This window comes from Trichocoleus desertorum ATA4-8-CV12 (genome assembly GCA_019358975.1).
Classification (GTDB): Bacteria; Cyanobacteriota; Cyanobacteriia; order FACHB-46; family FACHB-46; genus Trichocoleus; species Trichocoleus desertorum_A.
Map to the genome: position 1 here is coordinate 26223 of JAHHIL010000016.1, position 23590 is coordinate 49812.

Annotated in this window: 18 protein-coding genes; 8 read left to right on the top strand and 10 right to left on the bottom strand. The window is 48.8% G+C overall.

Features of this window, described 5'->3' with window-relative positions:
* The first annotated feature begins 114 nt into the window (after positions 1-114).
* Both KME12_13560 and KME12_13565 read left to right on the top strand, forming a co-directional pair.
* A complete protein-coding gene (locus KME12_13560) occupies positions 115-2562 on the top strand; it encodes a DUF5110 domain-containing protein (protein ID MBW4488807.1) in 2448 nt (815 codons plus the stop codon).
* 110 nt (positions 2563-2672) lie between these two features.
* A complete protein-coding gene (locus KME12_13565; protein ID MBW4488808.1) occupies positions 2673-2882 on the top strand; it encodes an RNA-binding S4 domain-containing protein in 210 nt (69 codons plus the stop codon).
* A 146-nt stretch (positions 2883-3028) separates the two neighbouring features.
* On the opposite strand, the gene hemJ is transcribed toward KME12_13565, so the two are convergent.
* Positions 3029-3622, bottom strand: coding sequence for a protoporphyrinogen oxidase HemJ (gene hemJ, locus KME12_13570; GenBank protein ID MBW4488809.1), 594 nt, complete (start codon positions 3620-3622; stop codon positions 3029-3031).
* Between the two features lie 275 nt (positions 3623-3897).
* Between hemJ and KME12_13575 the strand changes: the two genes are divergently transcribed.
* On the top strand, positions 3898-4350 hold the full coding sequence (locus KME12_13575) for a hypothetical protein (protein ID MBW4488810.1): 453 nt from the start codon (positions 3898-3900) through the stop codon (positions 4348-4350).
* Here the strand turns inward: KME12_13575 and KME12_13580 are convergent.
* From KME12_13580 to KME12_13595, 4 genes are all read right to left on the bottom strand, one after another.
* Entirely contained in the window at positions 4327-5388 is a 1062-nt protein-coding gene (locus KME12_13580; protein MBW4488811.1) for an IS4 family transposase, read from the bottom strand. The two genes, KME12_13575 and KME12_13580, sit on opposite strands and share 24 nt — an antisense overlap.
* Positions 5389-5470: 82 nt before the next feature.
* Complete coding sequence (locus KME12_13585) at positions 5471-6286, bottom strand: Nif3-like dinuclear metal center hexameric protein (GenBank protein ID MBW4488812.1); 816 nt, start codon at positions 6284-6286, stop codon at positions 5471-5473.
* A 111-nt stretch (positions 6287-6397) separates the two neighbouring features.
* Positions 6398-7720 (bottom strand): LCP family protein, encoded by a 1323-nt coding sequence (locus KME12_13590; protein MBW4488813.1) that lies wholly within the window; start codon positions 7718-7720, stop codon positions 6398-6400.
* A gap of 518 nt (positions 7721-8238) precedes the next feature.
* Positions 8239-8400 carry a hypothetical protein gene (locus tag KME12_13595; protein MBW4488814.1) on the bottom strand — a complete coding sequence of 54 codons (162 nt, stop codon included), beginning with the start codon at positions 8398-8400 and terminating at the stop codon, positions 8239-8241.
* 254 nt (positions 8401-8654) lie between these two features.
* Between KME12_13595 and KME12_13600 the strand changes: the two genes are divergently transcribed.
* Complete coding sequence (locus tag KME12_13600; protein ID MBW4488815.1) at positions 8655-10337, top strand: AAA family ATPase; 1683 nt, start codon at positions 8655-8657, stop codon at positions 10335-10337.
* 193 nt (positions 10338-10530) lie between these two features.
* Here the strand turns inward: KME12_13600 and KME12_13605 are convergent, their stop codons facing one another.
* Both KME12_13605 and KME12_13610 read right to left on the bottom strand, forming a co-directional pair.
* Positions 10531-10944 carry an HNH endonuclease gene (locus tag KME12_13605; protein ID MBW4488816.1) on the bottom strand — a complete coding sequence of 138 codons (414 nt, stop codon included), beginning with the start codon at positions 10942-10944 and terminating at the stop codon, positions 10531-10533.
* Positions 10945-11154, bottom strand: coding sequence for a hypothetical protein (locus KME12_13610; GenBank protein ID MBW4488817.1), 210 nt, complete (start codon positions 11152-11154; stop codon positions 10945-10947).
* Between the two features lie 274 nt (positions 11155-11428).
* Here KME12_13610 and treS point away from each other — a divergent pair, with 274 nt between their 5' ends.
* A complete protein-coding gene (treS, locus tag KME12_13615; protein ID MBW4488818.1) occupies positions 11429-14764 on the top strand; it encodes a maltose alpha-D-glucosyltransferase in 3336 nt (1111 codons plus the stop codon).
* Between the two features lie 190 nt (positions 14765-14954).
* On the opposite strand, the gene KME12_13620 is transcribed toward treS, so the two are convergent.
* On the bottom strand, positions 14955-15740 hold the full coding sequence (locus tag KME12_13620; GenBank protein MBW4488819.1) for a histidine kinase: 786 nt from the start codon (positions 15738-15740) through the stop codon (positions 14955-14957).
* A gap of 185 nt (positions 15741-15925) precedes the next feature.
* Positions 15926-17923: a family 10 glycosylhydrolase gene (locus KME12_13625; GenBank protein MBW4488820.1), complete on the bottom strand. Its 1998-nt coding sequence runs from the start codon at positions 17921-17923 to the stop codon at positions 15926-15928.
* 612 nt (positions 17924-18535) lie between these two features.
* On the opposite strand from KME12_13625, the gene KME12_13630 reads away from it, so the two are divergent.
* A complete protein-coding gene (locus KME12_13630) occupies positions 18536-19261 on the top strand; it encodes a PPC domain-containing protein (protein ID MBW4488821.1) in 726 nt (241 codons plus the stop codon).
* A gap of 301 nt (positions 19262-19562) precedes the next feature.
* A complete protein-coding gene (locus KME12_13635; protein ID MBW4488822.1) occupies positions 19563-21743 on the top strand; it encodes a cytochrome C peroxidase in 2181 nt (726 codons plus the stop codon).
* A gap of 72 nt (positions 21744-21815) precedes the next feature.
* Here the strand turns inward: KME12_13635 and KME12_13640 are convergent, their stop codons facing one another.
* Positions 21816-22133, bottom strand: coding sequence for a hypothetical protein (locus KME12_13640; protein MBW4488823.1), 318 nt, complete (start codon positions 22131-22133; stop codon positions 21816-21818).
* Between the two features lie 114 nt (positions 22134-22247).
* Here KME12_13640 and KME12_13645 point away from each other — a divergent pair, with 114 nt between their 5' ends.
* Entirely contained in the window at positions 22248-23582 is a 1335-nt protein-coding gene (locus tag KME12_13645) for an ATP-binding protein (protein ID MBW4488824.1), read from the top strand.
* Positions 23583-23590 lie beyond the last annotated feature (8 nt).

Consider the following 23590-nt stretch of genomic DNA (forward strand, 5'->3'; position numbering starts at 1 on the left):
AATTAGCAAAAACTTTCTTCAGGTAGTTTTTTCGTCCCTATATCCTGAGCAGCCATCTCACCCAAAAAGTCCCTGCTACCTTGGGAACCGGAAGGGTCTACTAGGAGAGAGGCTGTGGAATACCAGGTTGTAGGCGATCGCGTGGTTTGTGGCTCAGCCCGCTTCAGTGCCTTGAGCCAGGGTCTAATTCGTTTGGAGTGGTCAGCGACAGGACAATTTGAAGATCGGCCCACTGTCCAGGCAATCACGCGACCTCAGGCTGTGCCGTTCCAGGCGATCGCTTGGGCAGAAACCGGAGCCTTACAGCTACAAACCGAACTGATCGAAATTCACTATCAACCTAGTTCCCAGCCTTTCAACGACGACAACCTACAGATAGAGTGGCGCTGTAGTGACCAGAGTGGGCGCTGGACTCCCTCAACCGTCGATCACCAGAATTTGGGTGGTACGTTCTCCAGCCTAGACCTGATTCACCGGAATTTTCGGCCCACGGGAGTCCATCCTGCTGCGGTGGAGCGCACTTACCCCCACACCGAAGAATGGCTTTATGGCCCGATGAAAAAGGCTCATCTCACCTTGCGCGATCGCGGAGAAACCACCCGCTTTGAAGAACCACCACTTTGGCATCTAGCTCGCGATCGCCAAACAGAGCTACCAGAGGAGGTGCAGCAGTTCTTACAAGAGTGGCAACATTTTCCCCCAGGCATATTGAGTCGTAGTGGTTATAGTGTCTTGAATGACTCGGTGAGTGCACCACTAGAAAATAACTGGTTGGGACAACGCCTAGATCCAGAAGGGCAAGATTGGTACTTTTTTGCGTACGGTTCTGACTATGCCGCAGCCCTCCAAAACTTTGTGCGACTTTGTGGCCCGATGCCCATGCTGCCGCGCTGGGCTTTTGGAGTTTGGTTTTCGTTGTTTGGTCAACTCTACGACACCGATTACCACAAGTTGGTGCAGCAGTTTGAAGAGCTGAACCTACCGCTAGACGTTTTGATTCTAGATGTAGATTGGCACTTGTCCGGTTGGTGTGGGTGGGATTGGAATCCTGAGTTTTTCCCAGATGCCCCCATGTTTCTCAAGCAAATCCATCAGCAAGAATTGCATGTAGGAGCCAATGTTCACCCCGAAGGCTTAGCTCCGGGTGACAGCCAATTCCAAGCTTTGTGCGAAGCGCGGAGGTTAGACCCAGCCGATGTCAAGGCAGGAAAGGTATTTGCCGTCAAAAATCCTATGTCTAGTTGGATCTTTGAGTCCTGGCATCCCGAGGGTATGGCGGAATATAAGCCTACAGACACCGAACTAGAAACAGGATGGCTGTTATTCAACTTGGCAGAGCCAGAGGAAGCTCGGTTATTTATGCAGGTGCTACATGGGCCAAGAGAAGCTGATGGCATTGACTTTTGGTGGATTGACGGCTCAAGTGCCATTCATCCTGGTGTTAATTCCCAGCTTTGGACCAATCATGTCTATTTCACCCATCTGGCCAATCGTGACCAGCGACCCATGATTTTGTCTCGCACAGGTGGTATTGGCTCCCATCGCTATCCCGCGCAGTTCTCAGCGGATACTTACTCGCAGTGGGAAGTGTTGCAGTTACTCGTAGACTTTACGGCACGGGCTGGTAATGTGGGCATGGCTTACTGGTCGCACGATTTAGGCGGCTTCTACAACCATGTGCCTGGAGTGCCATTTATTGATCCAGAATTGTATGTACGTTGGGTGCAATTTGGCTGCTGGAGCCCTGTGGTGCGCTTGCACTCAGATCATGGCAAACGGGAGCCTTGGGCCTACGGTCAGTGGGTGCTGGATGCAGTTCGCCAAGCCTTCCACACGCGCATTCAGTTTCTCCCTTACTTCTATCATCTGGGCCGCGTGGCCTATGATACAGGACTACCCCTGTGTCGGCCTTTGTATTTACATTATCCTCAAGACCCTGCTGCCTATGAGCAACCGACCCAATACCTCCTGGGCGATCGCGTCTTGGTAGCCCCTGTAGTAGAAGCAGGCGGATATCGCTCGGTCTATTTGCCTGACGGAAGTTGGTGGCATCGAGAAACCAGCAAATATTATTTAGGAGCACAGCAACTAAGTTTGTATGCGCCCCTAGCAGAAGTCCCTGTGTTTGTGAAAGCGGGAGCGATTTTGCCTTTACAGCCTGTCGCTTTGCACGCAGGGACTCAACCACCGGATACGTTGCGGCTCGAAGTGTATGCAGGACAGGTAGGAGAGGTAGGAGAGGCAGGAGAACTCGATTTGTATGAAGATGATGGCACTAGTCAGGCGTATCTAACGGAAGCGGGCAGTCGCCGTCGGTTTACACAGCAGCAAGCGTTGGGCCAGCACATGCTTACTTGTGAAGCCATCCAAGGCACCTATGCGGGGATGCCTGCGGTACGCAACTTTCAAGTTCATTGGGTGGGGTTAGAATCTCACAGCCAAGTCACTGTTCTAGGAGCAGAAATGAGTGATTTGCGTTGGGTGGGCGATCGCTTAGAAGTAACGCTGCCACAAGTTCCTCAAGCAGCTAATTGGCAGTTGGTAGTGACTGCTGAGCAGTAAGGCAAGTTAGCTTTAATTTCGCGATCGCCCCCCGCCAAGGCCACAACATTCAGAGACAATAGAAAATAGCAATCATGACTTCTCGCGAGACGACTCTCTCTGAATCTGGTATGACTAAGACGAGCAATACGATTAAACTAGACCAATTTTTGAAGGTAATGGGAATTGTAGATACGGGTGGCCAAGCCAAGATGATCATTCAAGACGAGGTGGTGAGTGTGAATGGCGTTTTAGAAACTCGTCGAGGCCGCAAACTAGTCTCCGGCGATCGCGTCACCCTGGATGGCCAAACCTTTGAAGTGGATTTGGAGAACCTTTAGCTTTCTCTAGAGCTACCGTGTATTGCAAGTAAATTGCTGCGGGTAAGCTGCCTTGAGACCTAACCTAACCCCCAGCCCCTTCCCTACAAGGGAAGGGGAGTAAAACTCTAGTTAAGAGCTTTGACTAACTCTTTACCGCTTTCTCGTTAAGAATTAGCAGGTAAAGAGTTGTCCGTTGTTTGCGCAGCGGCAGCCATTTTCTCTTCGTTTTTGCGGCGGATTTTGGCGTAAAGCTGGATGGTTGCGGCCATTGTAATCACTAATCCGACAACCACCCAAGCCGTAGCATCGGTAGGTAAGTTGTTTTTGAAGACCGCCAACATCACGATCACGACTAGGAGGAGTGTTGGTGCTTCATTTAAGGCTCGCAACTGCCGACTGTTCCACTTACACTCGCCCCTGTCTAGTTGCTTGAGCAGACGACCGCAGTAGTGGTGATAGACCAACAAGATGGCGACGAATGCCAATTTGATGTGCAACCAGCGATCGCGCAAAAGGTCAGGTTGGGTATAGAGCATCCCGATCGCCATTGCCACCGTTACTGCCATTCCGGGCGTGGTGATGATGTTGTACAGGCGCTTTTCCATCAAGGCGTACTGCTGCTGCAAAATGGAACGAGCAGGTTCTGGCTTCTCTTCTGCCTCTACGTGATAGATGAATAAACGTACTAAATAGAAAAGTCCGGCGAACCAAACTACAACGCCAATGATATGAAATGCTTTAAACCAGAAATAAGCCATGAATGCAAATCTCCCAAACAGCCTCATAACCAGAGTATCCGTTCCAGTATGCCACTGGTCGAGCTGCTTAAAAGTTGTTTAGCAAGTAAATTTACGGGTTCGTATGAATTCAGTTGTAGAAGCAAAGTCCTCATAGCTCCAAGCCACTCACAATTTAATGAGTCCTGAAGCTCAAAAGAGATGTAGATAGAAGCCAGCAATATCTTCAAGGTTTATACGGTGATCACCAACCCAATGCATAACTAAACTTGGGGGAGTCTGCACGAAAAAATCCAATGAAGTTCTTGAAACTAGCTGCTATTTTTAGCCTCACGTCTGTGTTATTTGGCTGTGCCCCATCAGGCAAGAAAACTGCTGAAGAATTCCTCCAAAAACTCTCCAACGGAAACTCCACATCAGCGCAAAATTTTTGCGTTCTATCTGACGCTAAGTCGAACCCACTGAATGCGGTGCGGAGTTGGAAGATCCTAAGTGAGCAATCGGAGGATGAACACAAGCTAGTTACCGCCAGAATAGATTCATCCGATGCTCAGGGTCAGACCATCACAAAGGATTGGAAGTTTGAGGTTTGGAAGACTGAGGATGCGATCGCCAATAACCGTAAGGTATTTGATAGCCTACGACAAAAAGGTATTCAAGTTACAGATACCAGCCCCAACCGCAGTGACTGGAGCCCAAACTCAAACTGTGTTGTTATTCAGGAGCTAAGTACAGGACAAAAATTGTAGAACATTCTGAAACTCATTCATTTTCTGCTCCAAGTTAAGAACAATATGACGGAGATGGTCAAAACCATAGCGGAAAATACTCTTGGCTCTACGTCCATGCTTTTTGATCGCCAATGGTCTGATTTCATGGAGCCATTCTCCGGTGAGGATCACCCAGCACAGCGCTAAGGAGAGCAGCGCCAGCAGCTTATTGAGTCGCTCCCCATCGCTGAGGTGGGTGGATTCCAAGCAGAACCCTCGGCTCTTGAAAATGCCAAACAAAGTTTCAATTCCCCAGCGCTTGGCATAATCTGTAATTGCGGACTGAGGAGCAGCCTGAGTTGCAACCACCAGCAGGGTACCATCGTCCAACCGCAATGCTGCGATGTAGAGCCAATGTCCCCACAATTGTCGTTTATGCCGCAGCACCTGATGCTGTCCAGGCTGAAGGGCTTGAAAGACGGCACTGACCTTGAAACGTTGACGGCCTTTGCCCATGATGTGATTGTGACGGATGCGGATGCGAAAGGGGGTTCGTGGCTCTTGCAACAAGTAGCTAAACCAGTCTTTGCCGATGAACTCTCGGTCTGCGGTTAGGCAGGCAAGCTCCCGCTCTCCGAAGCGTTCCAGAAACTGGTTGAACCACTCGATGCGTTCATCGGTGTTGGAATTGCCGGGCTTATCGAGGAGGCACCAGACGACAGGAAAGGCGATGCCTTCATGAACTACACCCAGCATCAGAATGTTGAAGGTGTGCTCCCCAAATTGCCACTGCGTCCGGTCCAGGGAGAGCACCCACGGTTCAGGAATGCCCATGAGAGCTACCACTGCCTGGGCGATCTCAGCATAATCGATGGCATAGTGGCGGAAAAACCGCTGGAGTCGTTTGTAATGCGAGTCGGTTTGGGCCTTGCCACTGAAGGCCGTGGCGAGTTCAGCAAAGTTGATGGTTTTAACTCGCAGCAGAGCGATTAGGAAAGCGGCTAGAAAACTTAGTCTGGCTCCATGCCAAGCGAGGTGGGGACGCAAGGCATCGCGAAGTAGAGTAACCTGATGCATAGGGTTTCATGCTCGGAATGTGGTAATTCTCATGAAACCCTTTTCTTCGGAGTATTTGCAAGCTTTTGTCCTGTACTTAGATTCAGGAGACACAATGATGGTAGAACTGACGAAAATCCTCATCCTCGCTGCTGAGTTGCACCCATTCCAGCCCCAGTACCCGCAATTTTTCGACTAGGCGAGCACAGGCTGGACGTTCGGTGGCGTAATGTCCCGCATCGATCAGAATTAGGCCGCGATCGCGACTCTCTTGAAACTGGTGAAACTTACAATCTGAGGTGAGGTAAGCTTGCGCTCCAGTCTTGACCACAGCGGAGATATAGCTAGCTCCTGAGCCACCCAAAACGGCTACCTTATGAATTGGTTGGTGCAGATTAGCAGTGGGCGAGAAAATCAAGTTAGGTGGGGCTAACTGCGCTTGAATGCGGGCTAGCAGATCTTGTAAAGAAAGAGCTGGATCGAGCAACCCGACTCGCCCGTAACCAAAGCCGTTTTGAGTCGGCACAATGGGAGCAACCTGGTTCAGATCCAGAACTTCGGCTAAGACATCTGCTGTACCATGATTCACCTGGTCAAAGTTGGTGTGAGCCGTGTAAATGCTGATTTGGTGGGTAAACGATAGGCGAACCATATCACTGATGGGATCGCCTTTTTGCAAGGACTTGAGAGGGCCAAAAATCAAGGGATGGTGGGCAAAGATCAAATTGACTGGAATCCCTGCCTGACGGAGCGCGATCGCCTCTTGCATCACGCTTAGCGTTGGGGTGAGGCAGACTAAAACGTAGGCGGCTTGATCGAGAACCCCTGGTTCTACTTGCCAACCACAGTTATCCCAACTTTCCTGCCAACTTGGATTGGCCCAAGCTTCAAACCAGGTCACTAAATCTGCAACTTTCATCCCACTTCAGCCACCGACATTCTGCACCCAACCTAGCACGAGACCGCTTGGATCATAGTTCACGTGAGGCAAAGCTCTACCCAAGCTAATTCAGCCCATCGTTCTAGATGCCTAGATGCCTTTTTGCAGCCAATCTTCCCCGATGCGAATGGTGAGGTCGGATTCTAAATCTCCGGTAGAAGTCGCTTCAATGTTGCCCAAGCCGATCGCCTTTTTGAGGACTGCTGCCCCCTCTAAGTCACCTTGCTGCACAATAATTTGGGTTTGGCGCTGATGGTCGGGCCAGTCTTGCACAATGTAGACATTGGGGAAGCCTTGGTTTTCTAGAATTTCAGCCACGCGGCTACCCAGTTCAGGTTGCCCAGAGGCATTTTGAATGGCGATCCGCAAGCCTTGGGGAGCGGTATCAGACGCTAGGTGGTATTGGCTATCTAGGGCTAATCCGGCAGCATCGATTTTGAAAAATTCCCGCATGACGCGATCGCGCCCCTGATCGTCCATGATCCAGTAGCTAGAAATATATTCATCGGCTTGGCTAAAGCGACCTGGCAACATCACCATCTTGAATTGATCGCGCTCTAGCCCAAGACCAAAGCCGATTAGCGACAACATTTCTTCCAAAGTGAGGTTGGTGTCAATGTACTTCCGCATAATTCGGATCGCTTTAGGCAGACGGGGTAGCACACTGGGGCTGGTTAGGCGATCGCGTAGTGCCTTGATCAAAGCTTGCTGGCGCTGGACTCGGCCAATGTCACCATACGCATCGTTACGAAACCGAGCAAACCCTTCGGCTTGTTCTCCATCTAGAGTTTGCCAGCCCTGAGCCAAGTCAATTCTGAGCTTCTGGGTCTGATCTTCATAGAACATTGGCGTGGGTACAAAGACATCCACACCGCCCAGCAAGTCTACAATCTCACGGAAAGCATCAGTGCTGACGCGCACGTAGCGGTCAATCGGCACATTATTTAAGTGACGGCTGACCACTCGCGCAGTTAAAGCAGGGCCACCACTGGCATTCGCTTGGTTGATTTTGGTGATCCCGATTTCAGGAATCTCTACCTGAGTGTCTCTAGGGATCGACAGCATACTAACTGACTTGGTTTTTGGATCAACCCGCAATAGTAACATCGTGTCACTGCGACCCTCGAAAACCTCTGGTGAGTTTCCCGTCATCCCCGGAACGCGATCGATCCCCATCACTAAAATGTTGACCGGGCGAGAGATTTTGTACTGTAGCCCTTTTTGCCACAGGTTGTTTAGCGACACATTTTGCGCATCAGAAGTCGAGGGGGGTGCCACAGGAGCTAGCAAGGCCACCGTGGCCCCAATAGACGCTGATACGGTGGTTGTTAAGACGAAAGCAAAACTCCAAAAGAGGCGTTTGGCAAGGGTTGTGCGTTTGGGAAAAGGGGCAGAGGCGACCGGGTTGGGCATGGGCGATTCAAATGGAGTGACTGGCGGAGGAAAAACTACCGATGCTTCCGTACCGCTCGGTTGTTGCAACTTGGAATTGCGGGTAGATTGTTCCACTCCTTCTATCACCTTTACCTCACCTGAACAACCGGATTTTACGTGTGTAGTTTTGTTAATTTAACGCGATTATACCCCTGTGATTGTTATTTCCCAGTAAAAAAATAGGTATTTATCACAATTCTCAACTGGGTGAATTTGGGTGAATTTTAAGAAAAGCCCAGGAAGCATAGTATGGAATGCGCACTAAGCATCTGACTCGAAGCTTTCACCTGACCCCAGCGCAGAGCACCTTATTTTTGGCGACATTAAGGTGGTTTGTGGCTAGGCGATCGCCTTAAAGCAGATTCATCAATTTTGATTAACTAATTTTATTTAATTGTAGGAAATTTGGCGCGGCCTCTCCTAGCCTTTAAGAAGTCAAGCTAATGGAGAGGGTTTGTTTCAGCAGCGACCTTGCTGAATTGGCAGGGACTAGAGGCCTAAATAACCTTCGGGTCTTCTTCCTCTTCAACTTGAGCGATCGGCCAAGGGGTGGGCAAGGTGTCGAATGAGTCTGTTTCGGACAAGCTCGCTCGACCTAAAGGCTGGGCTTTGGTCATACCGAGCTGTTTCTTCAGAATGCTGATTAAACGTGTGAGCATAATTAGCTCCTCTGATTTGGGTATCTGCCATCCTAATGAACTCTGCCATCCCAACTCGTCTACTTAGCGACAGAGGCTAATCTTGAATCCCCAGAGATAGATTTGTAGAACCTAAGTTTAGGGGTGGAATCCCTACATGGGTGGTCGTGTTCCCTGGCTGATGAAAGGTGAGGCGATCGCCACAATGTTAGATCAGATGGCAAGCAGATTTTACTAACTTTTTTATTTGCGTTCAGCAACGCTGACATAGAAGCATGCAAATTACAGATGATCTCCAGAAACTGTTAAAGATTTTGCCTTCGGAGATTCAACAGATTTTAGAACAACATCCAGAGCGCGATCGCCTCGTTGAAGTGGTTTTAGACTTGGGGCGGCGTCCTGAAGCACGATTCCCTCATGGAGCCGAGTACCTTTCTGAGCAGATGGTAACTCGAACTCAAATTCAGGACTGTATCGATCGCTTGGGTGACTTTGGCGGAGACAACCGGGCAGGCATTGAGCAAACCTTGCATCGCATTAGTGCCATCAGAAACCGCTCTGGTGAGATTGTCGGCTTAACCTGTCGGGTGGGCCGCGCGATTTTTGGCACGATCGCCATGATTCGAGATCTGGTAGAAACAGGCCAGTCAATTCTAATGTTGGGTCGTCCAGGGGTCGGCAAAACCACAGCCTTGCGCGAAATTGCGCGGGTTCTGGCAGATGATTTGAATAAGCGAGTCGTGATCATTGACAGCTCCAATGAAATTGCGGGCGATGGCGATATCCCTCACCCCGCGATCGGTCGGGCTAGACGGATGCAAGTCGCTCGTCCTGAACTGCAACATCAAGTGATGATTGAGGCGGTGGAGAACCACATGCCAGAAGTAATCGTGATTGATGAGATCGGTACAGAGCTAGAGGCCCTTGCAGCTCGCACGATCGCAGAGCGGGGAGTCCAGCTAGTCGGGACAGCTCACGGTAATCAAATCGAGAACTTGATCAAAAACCCCACACTCTCTGATCTGGTAGGTGGGATTCAATCTGTGACGCTGGGAGATGAGGAAGCCAAACGCCGAGGCAGCCAAAAGAGTGTCTTAGAGCGCAAAGCTCCCCCAACTTTCGACATTGCGGTAGAGATGCTAGAGCGTCAGCGGTGGGTCGTGCATGAAACAGTGGCAGACAGCGTGGATGCCTTGCTCCGAGGCCGTCAACCTAACCCTGAAATCAGAACCATCAATGACGAAGGACAGGTGATCATTACGCGAGAAGTGCCCAGCCTTTCGCCTCTGAGACGGCCTAATGCGCCCACTGGGAATGCTTCATTTAGTAAGACCAGTAGCCAAAATACAGGACAACTCCTGTCTTTTCCCCAGAAGCTATCTAGGAGTAAAAATTTGGCAGAACTTGATAGTGGGCTAATCCCTGAAGAGGCTTTAGAGCTATCGAGTCATCAACCGCTACGGCTTTACCTCTACGGCACAGGTCGTCAGCAGTTGGAGCAAGTCATAGGGATGCTGAATTTGCCAGTGGTACTAGTCGATGCACTGGGAGATGCCGAAGCGATCTTGGCGTTGCGATCGCACTTGAGAAAGCATGCCAACTTACAACACCTAGCCCAAGCGCACGACATCCCAATCTACGCCATTAAATCCAACAGTACTCCTCAAATTATCCGTACTTTACGCCAAGTGCTGGGGATGCCAGGGTTAGAGGCGATCGCTGAACCTGATTTTGATCTAGAGGCGGAGCAAAATGATGAAGGTGACGAAATGGATGCTATGGAAGAAGCCAGATTGGCAGTAGAACAAATTGTGCTGCCTAAAGGTCAACCTGTAGAGTTGTTGCCTCGCGCCTCCCATATCCGCAAGATGCAACATGAGTTAGTAGAGCACTACCAACTCCAGTCCAGCAGCTTCGGCTCTGAACCGCATCGTCGTTTACGGATCTATCCAGCGTAGTCCTAACGCAATAATGATATGAAATGGGTGGTCCTTAGCGATCGCCCATTTTTTGTAAATTGAACCTGTACAACTCGCTGATTAGGTATGTTATACAAGATCGATTGAGTCTAATCATCATTAGGTTTCTCTATGTGCCGATATGCGTACCACACCTACAAGTCGCACTTTGCATGTTTTACATCAAGCTGATTTATGGTGGTGGATGACGACCTAGCAACTCCTCTTCTCCCCGAATCGCCAACATTGTGGCTCGATTTAGGTCAAGGGCCTGCACTGTCGCTCGACCTATAGCTGTTAACCCAACAACTTGTACACCACTCCAAGCAAAGTGGTCTTCCCATACCTGTTGACGAGGATTAAAAACGGAGACAATTTTACCCGTCTCTACATCCTTAAGAGCTTGCCGTGCGCCTTTACGAAGAGAACAGGAAACACAGGCAAGAGCCAAATTTTCTGAAGTGGTTTCGCCACCTGCTACTTCAGGGATAATGTGGTCAATATGGAAAGTTGCAACTTGCCCAAGTTGAGATATTCCACAGTACTCGCAACGGTGATTAGCCCGTTGAATTACTAATCGACGAAGAGAAGCTGGAATCGTTGCCATTTATGATTGCTTCATTACACGGGTTGAGCGCAAACGCAGCAAAGATAAAAATTCTGCCAGCTCTACAAGTCCTTCTGCCTCCTGTCGTTCTGACTGAGACAACATACAGCCCTCATCCTGTTGATCCAATAGAAATTGTAAACGTGCTTGAACTGCTTGAGGTAGTTGAAATTGGGTTAGTTCGATGGGGATCTCGACGACTTCAGGCATAAAGTAGTTACTCAATTTGTCAGTTAGCTACAGACTTATTCTAAGCGAAAGACTGGGAGGCTTATCCATCTTTCCTTCTTGGGATACAGATATATTTCTTCCCTTAGGAGTAGCTGTAAGTTAGTAACAATAATAATTAGGGGAGGAAGAGTCAGAATAGCTGCAAGCAAGCCCCTATTAATTCCTTGACTTTCAGTCTGTAGGTCATTGGCAATGAGGGAATAGACTCTATACCTTGTTACAGTGGCGACTAGGGAATTGAACTGTGGAAAAGGTGCAACGTTCAGTGATCAAAGATGAACCTCTGTGGTTTAAGAACGCGATCATCTATGAGGTGCCAGTTCGGGCCTTTGCTGATAGTAACGGAGATGGTATTGGTGACTTTCGGGGTCTGACAGAGAAACTAGACTATTTACAAGACTTAGGCGTCACTGCCCTTTGGGTGCTGCCGTTCTTTCCTTCGCCACTCAAAGACGATGGCTACGATATTGCTGACTACACCAACGTCAACCCGATCTATGGCACCCTAGAAGACTTTCAGGAGTTTTTGGCAGCGGCGCATCAGCGGGGAATTCGGGTCATTATTGAGCTGATTGTTAACCATACTTCTGACCAGCATCCCTGGTTTCAGCGGGCTCGGCGGGCTCCTAAAGGTAGTGTAGAGCGGGACTTTTACGTTTGGAGTGATACGCCAGAGAAATACCAGGAAGCTCGGATTATTTTTCAGGATTTTGAGACTTCTAACTGGGCTTGGGACCCGATCGCCAAGGCTTACTACTGGCACCGTTTCTACTCCCACCAGCCTGACTTGAACTACGACAACCCAGCTGTTCGGCAAGCTGTATTTGAGGTATTGGATTTCTGGCTCAGCATGGGTGTCGATGGCCTGCGAATGGACGCCGTACCTTATCTCTACGAGCGCGAAGGTACTAACTGTGAGAATTTGCCAGAAACCCATGACTTTCTGAAGCAAATGCGGCAATATGTGGACGAAAGACATCCGAACCGGATGCTGCTAGCAGAGGCTAACCAGTGGCCAGAAGATGCAGCGGCTTACTATGGCGATGGGGATGAGTGCCATATGAACTTCCACTTCCCCCTGATGCCCCGCTTGTTTATGTCGTTGCGGATGGAAGACAGCTTCCCGATTATCGACATTTTGCATCAGACGCCCTCCATTCCAGATAACTGCCAGTGGGGATTGTTCCTCCGCAACCATGATGAATTAACGCTAGAAATGGTGACGGACGAAGACCGCGACTATATGTATCGCGTCTATGCCCAAGACCGTGACATGCGGGTGAATTTAGGAATTCGGCGGCGCTTAGCTCCCTTGCTAGGCAACGATCGCCGTCAAATTGAATTGCTCAATAGCTTGCTGCTTGCCCTCCCAGGAACTCCGGTGCTCTATTACGGAGATGAGATCGGTATGGGGGATAACGTCTATGTGGGCGATCGCAATGGTGTGCGCACTCCGATGCAATGGAGCGCCGATCGCAATGCTGGATTTAGCCGCGCCAATCCCCAGCGGTTGTATTTACCCATTATTGTCGATTCAGAATATCATTACGAAGCGATTAATGTGGAAGCGCAACGAGCTAACCCTAACTCGCTTTGGCATTGGATGAAGCGGTTAATGGCGACTCGCAAGCGCTTTCAAGCCTTAGGACGGGGTAGTTTTGAGCTGCTGCATCCGGATAACCGGAAGGTCTTGGCCTTTATCCGTACTTATGAAGACGAATCGATCGTAGTCATTGTCAATCTATCCCGCTTTGTGCAAACTGTAGAAATTGATCTCTCGGCCTTTGATGGCATGATGCCTGTGGAGATCTTTGGTCGCACTCAGTTTCCCCCAATCACCGACTCTCCTTACTTCCTGAGTGTCGGGCCTTACGCCTTCTATTGGTTCACGCTTCAACCTCAACCCAGCGCCTTACCAGCACCCAAATCTCAAGCTGAGCTACCAACCCTGATGGTTCAGGGAGAATGGCAGATGGTGTTGTCCCAACGCGATTCACGGGATAACTTAGAATCGGTGCTAGCGAGTTATCTATATACCTGTCGTTGGTTTGTCAGCAACGCGCAAACGGTGCAATCGGTTCAGATTAAGGAGGCGATCGCGATTCCGTTTCAGGATCGAGAGGCGCGTCTCCTTTGTGTGCAAGTGCAGTACATCCAAGGAGAGTCAGATACCTATTTGCTGCCTCTGGGTTATGCGGAAGGAGACCAAGCGATCCATTTGTTGGCGGATAGCCCCCAGCTAGTAGTGGCTCGGCTGCACATTGCTGGCAAAGATGATATTGGCGTTTTATTTGATGCCACAGCTGACAAAAATTTCCTCACGGCTCTTCTGGATGCAGTTGCGAAAAATCAACGCTATCCAGGGATGGCAGGAGAATTGGCGGCTACAGCAACCGACATCTTCGCTCCTCTAACGGCTGACGTTTCTCCGCTAGAACCAACGTTGATGAAAGGAGAGCACAATAACACCTCGATTATTTATGGCGATCGCTTGATTTTGAAGCTGTTCCGTAAAATCGAAGAAGGCATTAACCCTGATCTGGAAATTGGGATCTTTTTGGAGGAGAAAAAGTGCTTAGAGCATTTCGCTTCGGTGGCGGGAGCCTTGGAGTATCGCCAACGCAATAAAGAACCCATGACGTTCGGGAGATTGCAAGAATTTGTCTTAGATACCCGGAGTGGCTGGGATTACACCCTCGACAGCCTCCGTGATTACTTCGATCACGCGCTGATCCAGCCAGAGGCGATCAAAGAAATCTCCTTCCCATCTGACTCATTATCCGATTGGCAAAAAACTGAAGTGCCTGACTCTCACCTCAGCACGATTGGTTCTTATCTTGCTAATGTCAAGCTCCTAGCTCAGCGAACCGCAGAACTACATAGTGCTTTAGCTTCTGATCCAGAGAATGCCAGTTTTGCGCCAGAACCGTTCTCTACGTTCTATCAGCGCTCCATCTATCAATATGCGCGGAATTTGACAGGGAAAGTATTCCGTTTGTTAAAACAGAACTTAGGTACTTTATCTGCTGATACGCAACCGTTGGCCCAGTCTGTTTGCGATTTGCAGGATAAGGCGCTGGATTGCTTCCAGTTAATCCTCAATCAAAAGATTACCGCTATGCGGACTCGCTGCCACGGAGATTATCATCTGGGACAAGTGCTGTATACCGGAAAGGATTTCATTATTATCGATTTTGAGGGAGAACCGAATCGAACTCTCAGCGAACGCCGCATGAAGCGATCGCCTTTGCGAGATGTAGCAGGCATGTTGCAATCCTTCTATTACGCCGCTAACCAGGCCCTCCGCAATGAAATCGAAGGTGGCTTGATCCATGCAGATAACCTAGCGCTCATGGAGCAATGGACAGAATTTTGGCATACCTCTGTCAGTGCTACGTTCCTTAATACCTACCTGGCAACTGCGGCCCAGCATCCTTTTGTGCCTCAAACCGAACAGGAGCTACAGGTACTATTGAATGCCTATCTTTTAGAGAAAGCGGTCTATAGCCTCGGCCACGACCTCAACCACTATCCCGATCAAGTAGAAATTTCTCTACAGCGACTGTTCCAGTTGATTAATGCAGGTTAGTGGCTCGTAGAGGCGAATGGCCGCTCGTCTCTACATATTTGCTCTTAACAATTTGCTCTCACAAAGAGTTTGTCCTGCAAAAAATAGTTCCTGCAAAAAGTAGAGGGCGATCGCATTACTGGTAAACAGAAGCGATCGCCCTCTCTTTTGATCTAATCTCTACCTAATGCACCAACTAATACACCGAAAATTAGCGCTTGTTAGAGCGTTCTTTTTCACGTAAAGCATCTCCCGCAGAGTGAAGCAGCTCACTGAGAATTTGCCGAATTTGCCGCTCTTTTTTCGCTACGGCTGTACCTGCATCTCCCAAACGCTCTTCTAGCTGCGATCGCTTCTGCTCTACTTGTTCAGCTAACGCTTCAGCTTGGGGACGAGAGCGGTCATACCAGTTTTTGGCTTCGTCTAAATATCCCTGGATATCCTCGGTGCGTCCACCATAACGGGCTGCTAAGTTAGCTCGGAGAATCGCCAATTGGGCTTGGAGTTGAGCATAGCGTTTTTGCATCAACGAGACTTCTTCGCTATCCCGCAAGCTGTCTACTGCTGATGTGATAGCTGTCTTGACTGTAGGAGAGGTCTCACCGTGGTCTGCTTCACCCACATCGACTAGCAGGCGATCGATCTCTTGTTGCAGTTCTGCTTCTTCGTTGTCTAGTTTTGTTTCTAGTTGCTTCATCTCAGATTGAGTTTGAGAGATCGATCGCCGTCTGAGTTCGCTCACACCCTCAATTGCTCCTTCTAGGGAGGCAGTGACTTCCTCTTTTAGTTCACCACCTTTCTCTTGAAAGGTTTCAACAACCGCAGAAATAGCATCTCTGACGATATCCCGCAGTTCGCCTGAACCCTGCTTCATTTCAGAGGTGACTTGCGAAACTGCTGACTTCACAATGTCTCGAATGCGCTCCGATCGCACCTGTCCAGTAGATTTGGCTTGCTGCAAATCTTGGGTAATTTTCTCTTTGATATTGCTAGGCATATTAAGCACTCATGTTGTAGTCGTAGGCAGGGGCTATTTCAAGTTCGCACTTGAAGCCAATAAAGCTCGCACTGTAACAATCAAATAGGCTGGAGTATGCTCTGATCTTGTCGCAGCCAAGCTTAGATTGTTCACCCTCCTTAGACAGAACCTGAGTTACTTGAGAAGCATTCCCCTGATTCCAATCACTTCACTGTAATCAACACTCCAGCACTTTCATTCATGACTCTATCCACGGCACACAGAGCATAAGTGCCAGGTGCAAGGATAATAGCGTTGGTATCAGCCGTTAGAATGCGTTGTAAGGGCCAGGTGTTGCCTGCTTGTTGATAGAGCGTCCAGGAGCGAACTGTGCTATTGGCAGCGTTAGTCCAAGTTAGGGTGCGATTCTGTAATTTTAGGTTGATTGGGAGAGAAGGGCGATCGCTACTGAGCCAAGGTGTGGCAGGGGCGAGAGCGGGCTTCGTATAGATGGCATTCTTGAATGTGTCGGTAATACCCAAACGGTTATCCAGTAAAGGCCTGGTGCTAAAGAAGATGTTTCCCAAAGCCAACTGAGCAACCATACCACGGGTAATCGTGACTTGCTGCTCTACCTCAGAAACAGGCCATTTTATACTGTCTAATTTGCTTAAGTTGTTTCCTACATAAATGTGCCGACGCTGCGGGTTCTGCTCTGTCCACCATTGCAACAACATCGGGTAACTTTGGGCAGGCGCATCAATTCGCCAATATAGTTGTGGCGTGAAATAATCTACCCAACCTAACTGTATCCACTTCTTAGCATCGGCATAGAGACGCTCGTAAGCATCTAGACCTTGGGCTTTAGGAGGCTGTCCAGGGCGATAAATCCCAAAAGGACTAATACCAAATTTGACATGGCGTTTTGTGGCTCGAATCCCGGTAGCAAGGCGCTGGATCAGTTGGTTGACATTCTCCCGTCGCCAATCTCCCAAGGAGAGGGTGCCACCTTTAGCTTGATAGGCTTGGTAAGTTGTTTGGTCGGGAAAGGGTTGATCTGCGATCGGGTAGGGATAAAAATAATCATCTAGATGCACCCCATCTACGTCATAGCGGCGCACCACATCTAAAATCACGTTGTAGGACAAGTCTTGGACAACTTTTGCTCCTGGGTCCATCCAGAGTTCGTCGCCGTATGGCAACACCGCTTCGGGATTAGTGAGCGCTAGGTGTGGAGCGGCCAAAGACTTATCTTGTCGGGAAGTTCTGGCTCGGTAAGGGTTGAACCAGGCATGCAACTCCATATTACGCTGGTGACACTGAGCGATCGCAAACTCTAAAGGATCGTAGAAGGGTTCTGGGGCTTTTCCTTGTGTTCCTGTGAGCCAGTTGCTCCAAGGCTCTAGCTGGGACGCATACAGGGCATCTCCTTCCGGTCGCACTTGCAGAATTACCGCGTTGATATTCAGTGCTTGCAACTGATCCAACAAACTGACAAACTCTGCCTTTTGTTGGTCTACAGATAGCTTTTGGGAAGAGGGCCAATCTCGGTTCCAGACAGATGTTACCCAGACTCCACGAAACTCTCTTGTATGAGATACGGTGGCGGTGCGCTGATAAGTAACGGTGTAGTTGGATGGAATGACAGGTGCTTGCCCCAAGTACACTAAAGTCTGATAAATCAGGGCTGCGACTTCAGCGCGGGTGGCTGCCTGGAGCGGGTTCAGTCGTTTCAAGTCGGGGTAGTTGATGATCATTCCTGCACTGGTAGCAGCAGCGATCGCCTCAGTCGCATAGGCAGGAATTTGGGCTGTGTCTTGATATACCTCAGCTAAAACAGGCTTGAGATCAGCCACGACCATTTTGGTGATGCCCAAACCATTGACTAGGGAAACCAAAACCTGTGCCCGGATAATCTTCTCGTTCGGTTGAAACAGATTATTCGGATAGCCCGACAGAAATCCAACTTCGTAAGCTTTTTGAATCGCAGCTCGCGCCCAATGAGTTGCAGGCACATCTACAAATGGCACGTAGGGACGAATGGCAAGTTTGGGAAAGGTCGCTTGCATCAGCGCTGCAAATTCAGCTCGCGTAATCGATTGGTTGGGCCGAAAGGTACCATCCTCAAACCCTTTAATGATGTTGCGCTGCGCCAAATTCTCAATGAAAGCGCGAGCCCAATGAGTTTGAATATCGGGGAAGCGAGCAGTCGTGTAAACCATCAGTAACCTCAATGTAGATGCAGCGACTGGTTTATATTTTTCCCAAGCTAAGCACGCTCATTTGCACTCGACCTAGAGCCAAATCAGTACTTCCCCAAGCTGCCAGGATGGTAGCGATTGCTAGTTTATCCGTGGGCCGTAGGCTGGTACGAGTTTAGCGCTGGAATATACATCTTCTGCACTACATCTAGAATCACTTAAACTTTCCCCTGTTCCTGAGACGCCTGTTCCTAAAAGCACCTAACAAAGTCCGCTCCTCACTGGCCCTGTGTTGCCTGATGTGCTCATTAAAACTTTAGAGAGATTTACCCAAGCTTTTTAGAGCTAGCTCTACAACCATTAGACAATCGTGGATTTGTTTAAAATCTACGTATTTATCGGTACTTAAAAATCAAACTGTTAGTATATTTTTTTGATAAAGCGTACGTAAGCTCTCTACCGTCTCAGTACATGTTATGTCAATTTATGTACTGAGACTCCCTTGATATACCCAGAAAAATAAAGTCAAGACAAAAGGTTTGGGCCAAACAGTACTTGGATGCAAGGTACTTTAATACCTTAATTGTCTATCTCACTAGGGGTCTCAATTATCACATTTACCCAGTGAGAGCAATGAACTTCGTATCTAAACTTTGGAAAACCGGAACGGTTGCAACGCTTGGTGCGCTTTTTTCAGTCAGCCTACCACTAGTAGGACGACCTGCGATCGCCGCTTATGGCTTGGAACAAGAACCTAACAATGACTTCCCTACAGAAGCCCAAAGCCTAGATTCTTTGTTCTCGCTTGATTGGGACGAAGACATCTTGGACTCTTTTGAAGTTCCTCACGCCTCTATTTGGGGTAGTGGTTTTTCAGAATGCATTACCCAAGATGAGTGCCTGGACGAATTTGACTTCTACTCATTCACAGTTCCCCAAGGCAAGCGGGCTTTTAGTTTCTTTGATATCGACCACACCACTGGAGACTTAGACACTCAGCTCTTTTTGTTCGATCGCCGGCCAGATCTAACTTTACTAGCGTCCAATGACGATGCTTTAGCAAGCTTAGGAGCAAAAGGGAGTCAAGCAAGTTGTTCACCGACCTTTTCTTGTGATTCCTTCCTCACGTTTAACCTAAGTAATCCAGGTACTTACTACTTAGGTGTTACCTTTATTCCTCCTATCACAACAGGCAAAATTGAGGGCAAGTACACATTGCATGTTTCATTAAGTACTGAAACTATCCCCGAAGCTGTGCCTGAACCTGCTTCCATTTTAGCGCTGCTCGGCTTCGGCACTCTCAGTGCAAGAGCAATCCGCAAGGGCAAAAAACACAGTGCCACAGGTCAAACTGCTTAAACTCCCTAATTTCTCGGATTAAGCTCACGTTGCGATCGCCTGATGATAAACAGAGCCTGGGGTAATTAACAATTAGGAACTATGGGTATTAATAGTAACTTTATATACCCTAGAAACCCCTAGGCTCAGTCATATCCGGAAAGACAGGCGAATTACCTAAGTAACGCGGTATCGTAAACTGCAAAGTTTTTGTAAAAGTTACGTAGCTAACCTCGCAAATAAATCTAAGTATCGCTTCAATTAGAAGTAGTTCATACTACCGAAATTACCTAAGTATCTACTCTTTGCTACATCCAACAATATGACTAGACTAAGGAATATCTCTAACTTCCTTCTAGCCGTCTGGCGAAGTTGTCTTTGGTTAACTTCCAAGATGCCTAGATTTCGGGGGAAACCATTTAAGCACTTACGAATTGCTGTTCTATTTGCCCTAGCAATTTTTGCAGGTCAGGCGGTTTCATCTACTTTATCGGCTCAAACGGTTTCTGACTCGCTGCCACCATTGGTTTCGCTGAGCACGGTTCCAGTTCCTAAGCCGCCTAACATCAGTGAGTACATCAAGAACGAAAAAGCTGCGATCGCTCTAGGCAAGTCCTTGTTTTGGGATATGCAGGTGGGGAGCGATGGCGTGTTAGCCTGTGCTTCGTGTCACTTCAGCGCTGGCGCAGACAACCGTTCCAAAAACCAAATCAATCCTGCGTTAATTGCTGGGGACAAAACCTATCAAATTGGTGGCGCACCTAATTACCAATTGCAAGTTGGTGACTTTCCCTTTCACAAACTCGCAAACCCCGACGACCGCAACTCAACGGTACTAGCCGATGCCAATGATGTTGCCTCTTCTCAGGGAGCGTTCAATGGGTTCCTATCCGAGGTGGTGCCTCGTAAATCAGCCGATGCAGGTGTCGTTGAGACAGACAACGATTCCTTTGAAGTGCAGGGCATTAATGTACGTCGGGTAGAACCTCGTAACAGCCCCACTGTCATCAATGCTGTTTTTAATTTCCGTAACTTCTGGGATGGTCGAGCGCAGCATGAATTCAATGGACAAAACCCATTTGGCGATCGCGATCCCAATGCCCGCGTCCTCAAGACCACGGCCTCTGGTGCAGATTGGGTGAGAATCAGCATCAAGAATTCCAGCTTGGCTTCTCAAGCCGTTGGCCCACCGCTGAGCGGATTTGAGATGTCCTTCCAAAAGCGCGGATTCGCTCAATTGGCCCGGAAAATGATCTCCCTGCGCCCACTCTCTAAGCAGCAAGTCAGTTCTACAGACAGCGCTCTAGGGTCTTCTAGCCGCTATCCTTTACCTGGCCTCAAGACCTCTACCTACGCCACCTTGATTCGCAATGTCTTTCAAGATGTGTGGTGGAACAACACCAATACGATCGTAGAGTTTGATGCCAACAATAATCCAGTCTTAAAACCTCACCCTGGAACTCCTTTGGCAAGTAATCAATTTACCCAAATGGAGTACAACTTCCCCCTCTTCTTTGGCTTGGCAGTCCAAGCTTATGAAGCGACTTTAGTCTCTGACCAAACTCCTTTTGACAAATATGCTGTCGGAACCACTAGCGCTCTGACTGCCCAACAGAAACACGGCTTAGAACTCTTTCAGGGTAAGGCAAAGTGCATTAACTGTCATAGTGGCCCAGAGTTTACCAATGCCTCTGTCGCTAACGTCAAAAACCAGAAAATCGAACGCATGCGGATGGGTGACAACAATGTTGCTGTCTATGACAATGGCTTTTACAACATTGCTGTACGGCCTACTGGAGAAGATGTTGGTGTAGGTGGTACCGATCCGTTTGGCAAGCCCTTATCGTTTAGCAAGCTCACTCAGCAAGAAGTAGCTCAAGGTGCGCCTGCTCCTGTTTTAGAAGGTGTCCCTGAAGAAAACATTGAAGCGGCACCGCTAAACCCGAATGAGCGAGTTGCCGTGAATGGAGCCTTCAAAACTCCAACGCTGCGTAACGTAGAACTCACTGGGCCTTACTTCCATAACGGAGGTCAGCTCACTCTACGTCAAGTCGTAGAATTCTATAACCGAGGCGGAGACTTCCACGAAGCTAATATCAATGACTTAGATCCCGATATCGTGAATCTGGGTCTAACAGAAACAGAAAAGGATGATTTGGTCGCTTTCATGAAAGCGCTGACGGATGAGCGAGTTCGCACCCGCAAGGCACCGTTTGATCATCCTCAACTGTTCGTTCCTAACGGTCATCCTGGTGGTACTCAGTCTGTCACAAATGATGGCACTGGCAATGCTACAGATAGCTTGCTCAATATCCCTGCGGTAGGAGCGAGCGGTGGTAAACCCTTACCATACTTCTTGAATGTTTCACCAATGGCTAATTTGACTCCTACCACGACAACATCGACTACCAGTACTAATTCACTGGAGGGCAGCATCACTCAACAAGATTGCCCAGCAGGCACCACGTTAAAGTTCATCTCTGGCGGCTATGTCTGTCTGTAAGCGATCGCTAAATTAGTCCAGGTCAATCAGTTCTCCTTGCTGTGCCTAGCTTCTTATTGGAAGCTAGGTTTTTTATTGGCCCCTGAGGGTATACAGCATCACTGCTAAAGCCCCTATGCCCAAAACAATCATTAGACCTGCGGGCATAAACTTGCGAGTTTTAGTCCAGCGCCCGACAAAAACCACGATGAGGAGGGCGGTGAGAGCAGCGGCTAGAGGCAAGCCCCAAGTGTATCCTTGTAGTTGTAGGAGCGCCGCACTAATGAGAAGTAAGCCACTGATGCTGCCAGAGATGAGGGATGCCTTACTTTGGACTTGGAGATAGCCCACAATTCCCCCGATAATAGCTAAAGTTCCGTAGGCGATCGCAGCCAAAATACCTGGGTTGATCACAGCTGATTCCATAAGGTCAATTCACTTGCTATTAGGGCTGAAGTTTGTACACTTAGTTCCAGAGATTAGCGGACGATCGCGCATTCCTCAAGTAAACTACCTGATTCATTCATGGATGCCCAAACTGTTGCTTCAGTTCAATTTATTCAACGTCAAGCTGCGTCCCTCCTGCTGTACCAGTTTTTATTTGAGGAGGAAGTAGGGCGGTGCTTTGTCGAACTATTGCAAGCTCTACGTCACACAGATGTAGATGGGCTGGCTTGTGTGCAAGCTTATGGGCGCTGGTTTCAAGCTTTGGCGGCGAGCAATCAAGGCTGGCAAGAATATCTGCTGATGCAACTCCTCAAGGCCGATAATCCCTTCTCGCGGCGCGTACAACAAACAAACTTAAGCGAATTACCCCCCGCTCTCGTTACAGCGGCTCGGCATGACCTGCGGGTCTTGCAAACGCTCTATGGCTGCACAAGCTATCGTTTGAGCCAATGGGTGCAACTAATTGCCCAGTTGTCTGCGGCTCCAGTTTCTTGGGTAGATGACTTGACCTGCTTCAGTCCCGCGATCGCGCTGCATACCGACGAAACCATGCAGGAGCAACTGTTGATCACTAAGCTCCAAACGATGGATGACTGGTCAGAGGCTCTAGAAGATTTGGTGGCCTATTACCAACGTTTTGGCACTGGCTTCTTTGCAGAATATTGCGCTTGTCGATGGCAATCTGGAAAACTAGTGGGAATTGCCCATCCTGATCCAATTCAGCTCAAAGACTTGGTGGGCTATGAGTCGGCACGAGAGGCTCTAATGAAAAATACAGCCTTTCTGCTATCTGGTTACCCAGCCCTACATGTGTTGCTCTACGGTAGCCGTGGTTCTGGCAAGTCGTCGCTGGTGAAAGCATTACTCAATGAGTACCGCGACTTAGGGTTGCGCTTGATTGAAGTCGCCAAGTCTGACCTAAAAGATTTGTCTGTGATTGTGGAGCAACTCCGGGAGTTACCCCAAAAATTTATTATCTTTGTGGACGATTTATCGTTTGAGGAAGATGATGATGCTTTCAAATCGTTAAAGGTAGTGCTGGAAGGCAATTTAACGGCTAGACCTCAGAATGTAGTTGTCTATGCCACGTCCAACCGACGACATCTAGTTCGCGAGTTCTTTGCCGATCGCCCCCGACCCAAGGATAGTGACGAAATCCATAATTGGGATACAGTACAGGAGAAGTTATCTTTTAGCGATCGCTTCGGCCTGACTTTAACGTTTGAGCCTGCTAACCAGGATATGTATTTGCAGATGGTGCGACATCTAGCCACTCAAGCAGGAATCGCTATCAGCCGGGAAGAGCTGGAATTTCAGGCGTTGCAATGGGCTACGCGCCACAATGGTCGCTCTGGTCGTACCGCTCGGCAGTTTATCGACTTTTTGCAAGCAGATTTAGCACTTTCTAGCTAACTGGCAAA

What these genes read in the sequence shown, in the direction of transcription:
- KME12_13590 (MBW4488813.1), bottom strand. Translation starts at nt 7,720, where the DNA reads ATGCCCAACCCGGTCGCCTCTGCCCCTTTTCCCAAACGCACAACCCTT.
- KME12_13645 (MBW4488824.1), top strand. Translation starts at nt 22,248, where the DNA reads ATGGATGCCCAAACTGTTGCTTCAGTTCAATTTATTCAACGTCAAGCT.
- KME12_13605 (MBW4488816.1), bottom strand. Translation starts at nt 10,944, where the DNA reads ATGGCAACGATTCCAGCTTCTCTTCGTCGATTAGTAATTCAACGGGCT.
- hemJ (MBW4488809.1), bottom strand. Translation starts at nt 3,622, where the DNA reads ATGGCTTATTTCTGGTTTAAAGCATTTCATATCATTGGCGTTGTAGTT.
- KME12_13585 (MBW4488812.1), bottom strand. Translation starts at nt 6,286, where the DNA reads ATGAAAGTTGCAGATTTAGTGACCTGGTTTGAAGCTTGGGCCAATCCA.
- KME12_13620 (MBW4488819.1), bottom strand. Translation starts at nt 15,740, where the DNA reads ATGCCTAGCAATATCAAAGAGAAAATTACCCAAGATTTGCAGCAAGCC.
- KME12_13610 (MBW4488817.1), bottom strand. Translation starts at nt 11,154, where the DNA reads ATGCCTGAAGTCGTCGAGATCCCCATCGAACTAACCCAATTTCAACTA.
- KME12_13575 (MBW4488810.1), top strand. Translation starts at nt 3,898, where the DNA reads ATGAAGTTCTTGAAACTAGCTGCTATTTTTAGCCTCACGTCTGTGTTA.
- KME12_13580 (MBW4488811.1), bottom strand. Translation starts at nt 5,388, where the DNA reads ATGCATCAGGTTACTCTACTTCGCGATGCCTTGCGTCCCCACCTCGCT.
- KME12_13635 (MBW4488822.1), top strand. Translation starts at nt 19,563, where the DNA reads ATGACTAGACTAAGGAATATCTCTAACTTCCTTCTAGCCGTCTGGCGA.
- KME12_13595 (MBW4488814.1), bottom strand. Translation starts at nt 8,400, where the DNA reads ATGCTCACACGTTTAATCAGCATTCTGAAGAAACAGCTCGGTATGACC.
- KME12_13565 (MBW4488808.1), top strand. Translation starts at nt 2,673, where the DNA reads ATGACTAAGACGAGCAATACGATTAAACTAGACCAATTTTTGAAGGTA.
- KME12_13600 (MBW4488815.1), top strand. Translation starts at nt 8,655, where the DNA reads ATGCAAATTACAGATGATCTCCAGAAACTGTTAAAGATTTTGCCTTCG.
- KME12_13630 (MBW4488821.1), top strand. Translation starts at nt 18,536, where the DNA reads ATGAACTTCGTATCTAAACTTTGGAAAACCGGAACGGTTGCAACGCTT.
- KME12_13625 (MBW4488820.1), bottom strand. Translation starts at nt 17,923, where the DNA reads ATGGTTTACACGACTGCTCGCTTCCCCGATATTCAAACTCATTGGGCT.